The 10,438-nt window shown below is 64.6% G+C and carries 11 protein-coding genes; 7 read left to right on the forward strand and 4 right to left on the reverse strand.

The window, feature by feature from the left end:
• The first annotated feature begins 3 nt into the window (after nucleotides 1–3).
• From QMX97_RS10445 to QMX97_RS10455, 3 genes are read left to right on the forward strand one after another with little or no spacing between them, the layout of a single operon-like run.
• Nucleotides 4–456, forward strand: a complete 453-nt coding sequence (locus tag QMX97_RS10445; protein WP_282396872.1) for a MarR family transcriptional regulator — start codon at nucleotides 4–6, stop codon at nucleotides 454–456.
• Between the two features lie 27 nt (nucleotides 457–483).
• The gene (locus tag QMX97_RS10450; RefSeq protein ID WP_282396873.1) at nucleotides 484–1,050 is read left to right on the forward strand and encodes an isochorismatase family protein; all 567 of its coding nucleotides are present in this window, start codon (nucleotides 484–486) and stop codon (nucleotides 1,048–1,050) included.
• A gap of 4 nt (nucleotides 1,051–1,054) precedes the next feature.
• Complete coding sequence (locus tag QMX97_RS10455; protein WP_106803119.1) at nucleotides 1,055–2,323, forward strand: MFS transporter; 1,269 nt, start codon at nucleotides 1,055–1,057, stop codon at nucleotides 2,321–2,323.
• Here the strand turns inward: QMX97_RS10455 and QMX97_RS10460 are convergent.
• Together QMX97_RS10460 and QMX97_RS10465 are read right to left on the reverse strand one after the other, a co-directional pair.
• Nucleotides 2,274–3,071 (reverse strand): DNA/RNA non-specific endonuclease, encoded by a 798-nt coding sequence (locus tag QMX97_RS10460; RefSeq protein ID WP_282396874.1) that lies wholly within the window; start codon nucleotides 3,069–3,071, stop codon nucleotides 2,274–2,276. The two genes, QMX97_RS10455 and QMX97_RS10460, sit on opposite strands and share 50 nt — an antisense overlap.
• Nucleotides 3,072–3,164: 93 nt before the next feature.
• On the reverse strand, nucleotides 3,165–4,382 hold the full coding sequence (locus QMX97_RS10465) for an MFS transporter (protein ID WP_282396875.1): 1,218 nt from the start codon (nucleotides 4,380–4,382) through the stop codon (nucleotides 3,165–3,167).
• Between the two features lie 121 nt (nucleotides 4,383–4,503).
• Between QMX97_RS10465 and QMX97_RS10470 the strand changes: the two genes are divergently transcribed.
• Nucleotides 4,504–5,208 (forward strand): TetR/AcrR family transcriptional regulator, encoded by a 705-nt coding sequence (locus QMX97_RS10470; RefSeq protein ID WP_120449253.1) that lies wholly within the window; start codon nucleotides 4,504–4,506, stop codon nucleotides 5,206–5,208.
• Here the strand turns inward: QMX97_RS10470 and QMX97_RS10475 are convergent.
• Nucleotides 5,111–6,034: a LysR family transcriptional regulator gene (locus tag QMX97_RS10475; RefSeq protein WP_282396876.1), complete on the reverse strand. Its 924-nt coding sequence runs from the start codon at nucleotides 6,032–6,034 to the stop codon at nucleotides 5,111–5,113. The two genes, QMX97_RS10470 and QMX97_RS10475, sit on opposite strands and share 98 nt — an antisense overlap.
• 168 nt (nucleotides 6,035–6,202) lie before the next feature.
• On the opposite strand from QMX97_RS10475, the gene QMX97_RS10480 reads away from it, so the two are divergent.
• The 3 genes from QMX97_RS10480 to QMX97_RS10490 all read left to right on the forward strand — a co-directional run bounded on the left by QMX97_RS10480 (nucleotide 6,203) and on the right by QMX97_RS10490 (nucleotide 10,158).
• Nucleotides 6,203–6,724, forward strand: a complete 522-nt coding sequence (locus tag QMX97_RS10480; RefSeq protein ID WP_120449255.1) for a sigma-70 family RNA polymerase sigma factor — start codon at nucleotides 6,203–6,205, stop codon at nucleotides 6,722–6,724.
• Nucleotides 6,721–7,671 carry a FecR family protein gene (locus QMX97_RS10485; RefSeq protein ID WP_282396877.1) on the forward strand — a complete coding sequence of 317 codons (951 nt, stop codon included), beginning with the start codon at nucleotides 6,721–6,723 and terminating at the stop codon, nucleotides 7,669–7,671. Before QMX97_RS10480 ends, QMX97_RS10485 begins: the two co-directional genes overlap by 4 nt.
• A 75-nt stretch (nucleotides 7,672–7,746) precedes the next feature.
• Nucleotides 7,747–10,158, forward strand: coding sequence for a TonB-dependent siderophore receptor (locus QMX97_RS10490; protein ID WP_201145572.1), 2,412 nt, complete (start codon nucleotides 7,747–7,749; stop codon nucleotides 10,156–10,158).
• Here QMX97_RS10490 and QMX97_RS10495 read toward each other — a convergent pair.
• Nucleotides 10,133–10,438 (reverse strand): hypothetical protein (locus QMX97_RS10495; protein ID WP_282396878.1); only part of this gene is annotated, 306 nt, incomplete at its 5' end. The two genes, QMX97_RS10490 and QMX97_RS10495, sit on opposite strands and share 26 nt — an antisense overlap.

A 10,438-nucleotide genomic window follows, 5' to 3' on the forward strand; every position in this document is an offset into this window, starting at 1 on the left:
AGCATGACTAAACCACCCGCCACCCCCTCATCGCATTCCGCCGCCACCCTGGCCGCCGAGCTGCGTATCTCCCTGGGCAAGCTGATCCGCCGCCTGCGCGAGCAAACCCATCCTGATGATTTCACCACCGCGCAAAAGTCCGTGCTGCTGCGCCTGGATCGCGATGGCCCGAGCACCGTTTCTGCCCTCGCCCGCGCCGAAAGCGTCAAGCCGCAGTCGATGCGCATCACCGTGGCCGGGCTGGAAGTGATGCAGGCCGTGAGCGGCAAGCCGGACCCAAGCGACGGCCGGCAGACGCTGATCAGTCTCACGCCGGGCTTTCGCAAACACCTGAGCGAAAACCGCGCGGCCAAAGACGATTGGCTGCTGCGCGCGCTGCAGGAACAACTGTCGCCCCAGGAACAAGACGAACTCGCCGCCGCGGTGAAACTGCTGGAGCGCCTCGCCGACTTTTGACTCCCCCTACCCGCTTGAGGAAATAGCATGGCTGTCACCTCGCTGGATGCAACAACCGCACTGATCATCGTGGACCTGCAACACGGCATCATCGGCTATCCCTTCATGCACCCGATCGGCGAGGTGGTGCAGTGCTCGCGCGCACTGCTCGATGCCTTCCGCGCGCGCGATTTGCCGGTGGTGCTGGTCAACGTCACAGGCTTTGCGCCAGGACGCACCGAGCGACCACGGCGCAGCGATGCCTTGCCGCCCGACTGGGCCGAGCTGATCCCCGAACTCAACCCACAACCCACTGACCTGCGAGTGACCAAACGCAGCTGGGGCGCGTTCGCCAATACCGACCTCGAGGCCCGTCTCAAGGCCCTCGGCGTTACGCAGGTGGTGGTCACCGGCGTGGCCACCGGCACCGGGGTCGAAGCCACCGCGCGCCAGGCCTATGAGCTGGGTTTCAACGTGACGCTCGCCATCGATGCAATGACCGATGCCAACCCCGAGGCCCACGCCTACAGCCTCCAGCACGTGTTCCCGCGCCTGGGCGAGTCGGGCACCACGCAGGCCATCATTGATCTGCTCGACACCCGGGGGAACGAATAACGCCATGAGTTTCCTCGGCACCTTCCGCTCCCTGCGCAGCCCCAACTACCGCATCTGGGCCGCCGGTGCGCTGGTCTCCAACATCGGCACCTGGATGCAGCGCACCGCCCAGGACTGGCTGGTGCTCACCCAGCTCACCCCGCACAACGCCGCCGCTGTCGGCATCGTCATGTCGCTGCAATTCGGGCCGCAATTGTTGTTGCTGCCATGGACCGGGTTCGCCGCCGACCACTACGACCAGCGCAAGCTGCTGATCGTCACCCAGGCAGTGATGGGCCTGCTGGCACTGACGCTGGGGGTGTTCACCATCACCGGGTTTGTCGAGCTGTGGCACGTGTACGTGTTTGCGTTCCTGTCCGGCTGCGCCTCGGCGTTCGATGCGCCCGTGCGGCAGATTTTCGTCGCGGAGCTGGTGGGCGAGAAGGATTTGTCCAACGCCATCGCGCTTAATTCCACCTCGTTCAATATGGCACGCATGATCGGTCCGGCGGTGGCCGGCCTGACCATCGCGTCGGTGGGCACCGGCTGGGCGTTCCTGCTCAATGGCAGCAGTTTTTTTGCGGTGCTGGCCTCGCTGTTCTTCCTGCGGGTGTCGGGGCAGCACGCCAAGGTGCGAGCCTTGCGCACCAAAGGCAGCCTCACCGAAGGCCTGCGCTATGTGTGGGCGCGGCCGGACTTGAAGGCGATTCTGCTGATGCTGTTTCTGATCGGCACCTTCGGCATGAATTTCCCGATTTTCATCTCGACCATGGCCGTGACCGCGTTTCATACCGATGCACGCGGCTACGGCCTGCTGACCTCGACCCTGGCCATCGGCACCATCGCCGGCGCACTGCTGGCCGCCGGTCGCGAACGGCCGCAGTTCAAGTCCCTGCTCAATGGCGCCGCGATCTTCGGCGTGGGCTGCACCCTGGCGGCCCTGGCGCCGAACTACTGGTTATTCGCGGTCGCGCTGGTGATCATCGGCGTCGGCGCGATGACCTTCAGCAACACCACCAACAGCCTGATGCAACTCACCACCGAACCGGCGATGCGCGGCCGCGTGATCGCCCTGCGCGTCGGCGTGGCCCTGGGCGGCACGCCCATCGGCGCGCCCATCGTCGGCTGGGTCGCCGACCACCTGGGGCCGCGCTGGGCGCTGGTGGTCGGCGCGGTGTCAGGCATCCTCGCGGTGGGGGTGGCGGTCTACACGATCAAGCGCCAGCTGGATCGGCCTGCCTCGATTACGTCCGCCCCACCGAGCCCGACACCGGGAGATTCCCCAACAACTTGAGCCCGGTGCTCTTCACGAACGTGTCGTAGTCCATCGGCTTCTGGATGCGGGTTTCGGCGTTGGGCAGCACGTAGGCCCAGGCACGCTGGCTGGAAGCGTCGTACACCAGCTTGAACAGGCGCGTCGGCACCCACACCCGGTTGTCGCCGATGGTGCCGTAGCCTGGGTCGAACAGCGGCCCGGTGAACACATACACATCGCCGCCGGCGCGCTTGGCGAATTTGCGCACGTCGGCTTCGACCTTGCTCCAGATCTTGCGGTTGTTGGTCGGGTCCTGCGGGACCATGTTCGACAGCGCGAAGGATTGCGCCATGGCGTGCGCGTTCGGCGCGTCGGCGGCAGGCGCCTGGTGGCCACGGTCGACGGCCGGGTGCTGGCTGCGGTAGTCGCTCAACTCCGCACGGCCACCTTTGGGAATACGCGGGTCGGGGTAGAACTGGTTGGTGCGTTCCTCGCCCTTGGCCTCCTGCAATTGCGCGGCGTTGAGGCGCTCGACCACCACCAGAGGGGTCTTGCTGGTTTGCGAGTACAGCACCGCAAAGGTGTCCGAACACAGCGCCAGCGGTTTCATCGCCGCCGGGACAGTCGCCGTGTTGATCGGATTTTTCGCCGGGAAAAGTTCTGCGCATCCGTCAAAAGAGGCGCGTTGTTCCGAAGGGGTGTAGGGGTTTGCGGGGGTGCGGGCATCAACGGTGGTGGAGAACAAAAACAGGGCAGACAGCCCGACTGCAATATTGCGTAGGTGCATGGGTAAATCTTCGAAAGGGAATAAAGCGGCAGGCTCCGGCGCGCGGAGCCAAGTGGATGATATTTCGAGGATTATGGACTAGCTAAAGTCAGATTAGTGCCCGACAGCCGCAGGTTTACCCGCTCCCCGCGCCCCCGGTTTGAAGGCATGGGCACGGGCCGCCCAAGTCAGCACCAGCGCCACCCCGATCAACCCCAGCATCGCCCACGGAAACGCCGCCACGCCCCAGCTCTCCAGCAACACACCCCCGACCACGCCGCTGCCGGCAATCGCGCTGTTCCAGGCCACCACGTTGAGTGACAGCGCCACGTCCGCGCCATCTCCCGCCGCATCGGCCAGGGCAGTCTGCAGCAAAGTCGCGGCGCCGCCGAAGCTCAGGCCCCAGACTGCCACGCCGAGGTAGATCACTGACGGCAGATTGCCCAGCAGGCCGAACACCACACTCACGCCGGCAAACAGCAGCAGGCTCGCCAGCACCGTGTTGCGCAGCAGCGGCTCGACCAGCCGGGCGGTGATCCAGATACCGGCCAACGCGGCGATGCCGAACACCAGCAACACCAGGTCCACGCGCTCGGCCAGGCCGGCCGGCGCCACGAACGGGGCGATGTAGGTGTAGAGGATGTTGTGAGCGAGCATCCAACTGATCACCACCGCCAGCACCGGCCGCACGCCCGGCGTGGTCAGCACCTTGCCCAGCGACACGCGTTGATGCGCGGGCTGGGGCGCGAAGTCCGGGACTTTCACCAGCACCCAGGCAATCAGCACCAGGCTCACGCCGGACATCAGGCCGAACGTGGTGCGCCAGCCCACCAGGCCGCCGAGCCAGGTGCCGAGCGGCACACCCAGCGACAGCGCAATCGGCGTGCCGACCATCGCCAGTGCGAGTGCCTTGCCTTGTTGGTGCGGCGCGACCATGCGCCGGGCGTAACCGGCCAGCAGGCTCCAGGCCAGCCCCGCCGCGACACCGGCGAAGAAGCGCGCTACCAGCGTTACGCCATAGTGCGACGACCACGCGGTGATGGAGTTGAACAGCAGGAAGCCGACGATGGTCAGCAGCAACACATTGCGCCGGCGCCAGCCACGGGTGGCGATGGTCATGGGGATCACCGCCAGCACCGAGCCCAGCGCGTAGGCGGTGACCATTTGCCCAGCCATCGACGGCGAAATCGCCAGGCCGTCGCTGATCAGCGGCAACAGGCCGGCAGGCAGGGTTTCGGTGACGATGCAGATGAAGCCGGTCATGGCCAGCGCGAGCAAGGCGCCGATGGGCAAACGTTCGGACGAGGCCGATAGGGTCAGTGAGGGCGTCACGGGATACTCCTTGGGCAAGACTTAGATACTGATCGATATAAATGTTGCGGGCAGTCGCTGCGCGTTGTCAACGACTTATATATCGACTAGTATTTATCTCATTCCCCACCGGAGACCCGACATGGCACAAATGGGCCGCCCCCGCACTTTCGACCGTGAACAGGCTGTGGAACAGGCGTTGCACCTGTTCTGGCAGCACGGCTACGACGCCACGTCTTTGGCCCAGCTCAAGGCGGGCTTGGGTGGCGGTATCTCCGCGCCGAGTTTCTATGCGGCGTTTGGCTCCAAGGAAGCGCTATTCGATGAGTGCGTGCAGCGCTACCTGGCGACCTACGCCCAGGTCACCGAATGCCTGTGGGACGAAACCCTGTTGCCGCGCAAGGCGGTGGAAACCGCGCTGCGCCAGTCGGTGCGCATGCAGTGTGAAGACGGGCACCCCAAGGGCTGCATGGTCGCGTTGGGCGTGATGAGCGCGCCGAGCCCGGAGAATGCACGCGTGGCCGATGCATTGACCCAGTCGCGGCTGCGCACGCGGGCGGGGATCGTCGCGTGTGTGGAGCGGGCGATGCGGCTCGGCCAGTTGCCGCAGCACACTCAACCGGCGGTAATGGCGAGCGTGTTTGACAGTTTCCTGCAGGGGGTGTCGATCTTGGCCCGGGACAACGTGCCCCATGCGACCCTCGACGCGGCGATCAGCCAGCTCATGCTGGGCTGGGATCTCGCCGCCTCTATCGCGCCGCCTTTGCATCCCGGTGCTGCATCAGAAAATCCACAAACGCGCGCACCCGGTGCGGCACATAGCGCCCATGGGGATACAGCAGGGTAAACGGCCGCGAACGGCCGCCATACGCCTGCAGCACTTGCACCAGGCTGCCGTCCGCCAATTCCTGCTCGACGATGAACTTGTAGGTCTGGAACAACCCCGCCCCATGCTTGGCCAGGGTCACGCCGCCAAGGACATCGTCGGAACAGCTGTACCCCGCCTCCCCCGCGAACTCCTGCGCCTTGCCGTCCACCTGGAACAACCACGGGATGCGGCGCCCATTGCTCGGCAGTTCGTACTGGATGCATTCGTGGGTAGGCAAATCTTCCAGCGTCTGTGGGGTACCGGCGCGTTGCAGGTAGGACGGCGCGGCCACCACCACCAGTTCGGCATCTTCCAGCAGGCGTGCGATCAACGATGAATCAGGTTGCGCGCGTACGCGCACGGCCAGGTCATAGCCCTCGGCGACGAAGTCGATATTGCGGTTGCTGATGTGGATATCCACCGTGACCTGCGGGTACAGCTCGCGAAACTTCGGCAGCAGCGGCAGCAGGCGATGATGGCCGTAGGTGGTCGGAATGCTGATGCGCAGCAGGCCGGAAGGCACGGACTGCGCGCCCATCACTTCCTGTTGGGCTTCCACCAGTTGGGTCAGGGCTTGGCGGCATTGCTCGAAAAACGTCCGGCCGCTGTCCGTCAGGCGAATGCTGCGGGTGGTGCGCACAAACAGCCGCGAGCCCAGGCGTTCTTCCAGGCGCGAGACGCTGCGGCTCACGGCGGCCGGGGTGACGCCGGCGACCTGCGCGGCGGCGGTGAAACTGCTGGCTTCGGCTGCCAGGCAAAACAGCTCGATACTGCCCAGCTGCAAATCTTCGAAATGACGCTTCATGAGGGAGGCTTCTGACTCAACGGCAGCGAGTAGCGGTTTGATGGATGACACGCCCTGTTTATCAGCAGTGCCAAGATAAATACAGCGTTCGGCACCGGCCACGCTTGCTTTCGCTGATGGCACACCGCTAATCTTGCGAATAATTCTTATCCGCAGACGTATCTTTCCATGTCGGCCAGCAACCTTCCCTTGAATCAGGCGGTCCATGCGCTCTACGCCGAGCACCATGGCTGGCTGTTCGGCTGGCTGCGCAAAAAGCTCGGTTGCCCGCAAAACGCTGCGGATCTTTCCCACGATACGTTTCTGCGCATCCTTGCGTCCCGCGATGCCCTCGGCGCAATGCGCGAACCGCGTGCGTTTCTGACCACCACCGCGCGCCACCTGATCATCGACCGCGCGCGCCGGCGCCAGCTGGAAGACGCCTACCTGCGCGAGCTGGCCCTGACCATCGAGATGATGGAGCAGTGCCAGCAGTCGCCGGAAGAGATCCTCGTCACCCTGGAAGCGCTGGAACAGATCGCCTTTGTGCTCGACGGCCTGGCGCTGAATGCGCGGCAGGCGTTCCTGCTGTACTTCCTCGAAGGCCTGCGCCAAAGCGAGATCGCCAGCCGCCTGGGGATTTCCGAGCGCATGGTGCGCAAGCACCTGATGAATGCGCTGATGCACTGCAACCACGCGCTGGACATATGAGCACCGACCTCGACCAGCAGGCCGCGAACTGGGTGATCCGCCTCAATGAGGGCAACCTCAGCGAGCGCGAACAGCAGCAGTTCGAGCGTTGGCAAGCGGCCGATCCACGCCACGCGGCGGCTTTCGAGCGCCTGCAAGGGTTTGTCGGGCGCTTGCAGGCGTTGCGCCCGCAACAGGCCTCGGTGCAAGCCGCGCTGGAAGCCGCCCGCGTGCGCCGGCGCAACCCGGCCGGGCGCGTGCTGCTGGGGTTGCTGGTGGCATTGCCGGTGGCCCTGGCGTTGCGCGCGTACCCGCCGAGCTACTGGCTGGCCGACCAGCGCACGGCGCCGGCGCAATGGCAGCAGGTCGCCCTGGAAGATGGCTCGCAACTGACCTTGAGCGGCAACAGCGCCGTGGACCTGACCTTCAACGGCCAGCAGCGCCAGGTGCGTTTGCTGCGCGGCGAAATCCTGGTGCAAGTCGCCCACGATGCGACGCGCCCCTTTACGGTGGTGACCGACGACGGCCAGATGCGCGCGCTCGGCACACGTTTTACGGTCAGGCGCGAGGCGCCGGGCACCTTGCTGAGCATGCTTGAATCGACCGTCGCGGCCACCGACGCCAGCCAGCATCAGGCCGTGCACGTCAGCGCCGGCCAACAGGCGCGCATTACCCCGGATGCCGTGAAGGTGCTGGGCAAAATCGACCCGCGCGCCACCGACGACGCCTGGAAACACCATCAATTGGTGGTGCAGGACCGGCCCCTGCCGGAGGTGCTCGACGAACTGGCGCGCCAATATGGCGGCCATGTGCAGTTTGATCGCCAGCAGTTGGCCGACCTGCGCGTGTCAGCCGTATTGCCGCTGGATAACCCGCGCCGTGCGCTGCAGTTAATTGCCGATGGCCTGCCGGTGCGCATCCGCGCGTTCAGCCCGTTGTGGCTGCAGATCGAACGCCACGAAAAATAGTTTCGCGTGCCGGGTTCCGCTTTTCAGGGTTGCCCCGTCAAGGAAGAAAGCACCTCAATAACAGGAATTTCTTCCATGCCGCGCCACTTCAAGCGTTCTCCGTTGCCCCTCGCCCTGGCGATCAACCTGGCCAGCCTTGCTGCGCTGAGCCTGGGCCTCTGCAGCCCGGTGGCGGCACAAGAGGCGGCGCGGTATGCGATCGCTGCCGGCCCCCTCGGCCCGGCGCTCAACCTGTTCGCGCAACAGGCGCATGTGGCGCTGCTGTTCGACAGCCAGACCGTCGCCGGCCTGACCACTGCCGGCCTGCACGGTGACTTCGCAATTGCCCAGGGGTTCGCCCAACTGCTGCGCGGCAGCGGTTTGCAGGCCGTGCAAGGGGCAAATGGCTACGTGCTGGTACCGATCAACACCAGCGGTTCGCTGGAGCTGGGCCCCACTGCGATCACGGGACTGACCGAAGAAAGCAGCACCGAACACGTCAAGGGTTACGTGGCCACGCGCAACCTCAGTGCCACCAAGACCGACACGCCGATCATCGAAACCCCGCAATCGCTGTCGGTGGTCACCAGCGACGAGATCCGTGACCGCCAATCGGAAACCCTCTCGCAAACCCTCGACCTGACGCCGGGTTTCACCAGCCAGCCGACCAGTTTCAACCGCACCTCGGACCGCTTCCGCATTCGCGGCTTCGACGTCGAATCTGCCACCGGCGGTTCCCTGCGCGACGGGCTGCGTTTGCAGAACAACTCCTACGACGGCGTGCAGGAGCCCTATGGCCTGGAACGCGCCGAGGTGATTCGCGGCGCGGCGTCGGTGTTGTATGGGCAACTGTCGCCGGGCGGCCTGATCAATACCGTGAGCAAGCGTCCCAGCCAGACGCCCTACCACGAGGTCAACCTGCAAGCCGGACAGAACAACCGCAAGCAACTGTCCGCCGACTTCACCGGCCCGCTGGGCGACAGCGACACCCTGAGTTACCGCCTGACCCTGCTCGACCGCAAGAGTGACACCGCCGCCGACCACATCAACAACGACAAGGTCTACGTCGCCCCGGCCCTGACCTGGCGGCCGGATGACGACACCTCGCTGACCCTGCTGTCGTTCTACCAGAAGACCGAGACCGGCTTCTCCGCGCCGCTGCCCTATCAACTGACCAAGGGCGTCGGCAGCGGCAAATTCCAGATCGGCCGCCACGACTTTATCGGCGAGCCCGACTACGACGAAATGAACGGCGAGATGTCGGCGCTGGGCTATGAGTTCGAACACCGCTTCGATGAGCACACACGCATCAGCAACAAGCTGCGCTACTACCAGTCGGATGTGACGTGGCGCTACCTGCAGGTCAACATCGGCGGCCAGAACATCACCAACGCGCAAAACACCGGCATCCTGCAGCGCCAATACAGCGACCGCCGTGAACGCTCGCGGGGCCTGGCCAGCGACACCAATATCGAGAGCAAGTGGCAGTTTGGAGACTGGCAGCACACGTTCCTGCTGGGCTTTGATGGCTACGACACCAGCTACGACTCGCACAATTTCCGCGGCGCCGCCCAGCCGTTGAACCTGGCCACCTACCAGTATGGGCAGCCGGTGGTGGTGAATCGCAACCCGGCCACCGACCGTGGTTCGCAGATCGACACCTTGCAAAAGGGCATCTACTTCCAGGACCAGATCAAGTTCGATGAACGCTGGATCCTGCTGCTCGGCGGCCGTCATGACTGGGCGGACCAGGACACCGAACTGTTCCGCAATTCGGCCAAGAGCAGCCAGAGCGATGAAGCCACCACCTGGCGCGCGGGGCTGGTGTACAAGGCCGACAATGGCCTGGCGCCCTACATCAGCTACAGCGAATCCTTCTTCCCGGTAGCCGGCACCAACAAGGCCGGCGAAAGCTTTGTGCCCACCGAGGGCAAGCAGTATGAAATCGGTATCCGCTACCAACCCGAAGGCAGCGCGACCCTGCTGAGTGCGGCGGTGTACCAGCTGGAGCAGAAAAACGTCCTGAGCCAGGACCGCACCGATATCAACTTTTCGGTACAAGTCGGCGAAGTGCGCTCGCGTGGTTTCGAACTGGAAGCCAAGACCGAGGTCACCCCCGACCTCAGCCTGATTGCCTCCTACGCCTACATCGACGCGCGCATCACCAAAAGCGATATCGCCCGCGAAATCGGCCAACGCAGCGAAGACACGCCCTACCACCAGGCGGCCCTGTGGGCCGACTATCGCCTGGCGGCGCTGGGAATCCCGCAACTGCGCATCGGCGGCGGCGCCCGCTACAAAGGCACCACCCAGGCCTCCGGCGTGCCTTCCTCCATGCCCGCCTATACCCTGTACGACGCCCGCGCCAGCTACGAAATCGACCCGCACTGGGAAGTCGCGCTCAACGCCAACAACGTCACCAACAAACGCTACACCTACTGCGAGTTCGCAATTTGCCGGTACGGCGACGAGCGCCAGCTGGTCAGCTCGCTGACGTATCGCTGGTAACGGCGCGCCGCAGAGCAAAATGGGGAAGCGGACTGGTTGTGATGAGCAGGCCTGTTTTCTGTGGTGGACAGATCTGTGTCAGTGGTGAACAGGCCTGTTTTTCTGTAGTGAGCAGGCCTGTTTTTCTGTAGTGAGCAGGCCTGTTTTGTGGTGGACAGGCCCGTTTTTGTGGTGAGCGGGCTTGCCCCGCGTTGGGCTGCGCAGCAGCCCCAATAAGACCGCTGCGGTCTTTCAGGTAAATCAGGTACTCAGGTTTTAGGGGGGCTTCGCCCCCCAACGC

The organism is Pseudomonas sp. PS01298 (genome assembly GCF_029959745.1).
Lineage (GTDB): Bacteria > Pseudomonadota > Gammaproteobacteria > Pseudomonadales > Pseudomonadaceae > Aquipseudomonas > Aquipseudomonas aylmerensis.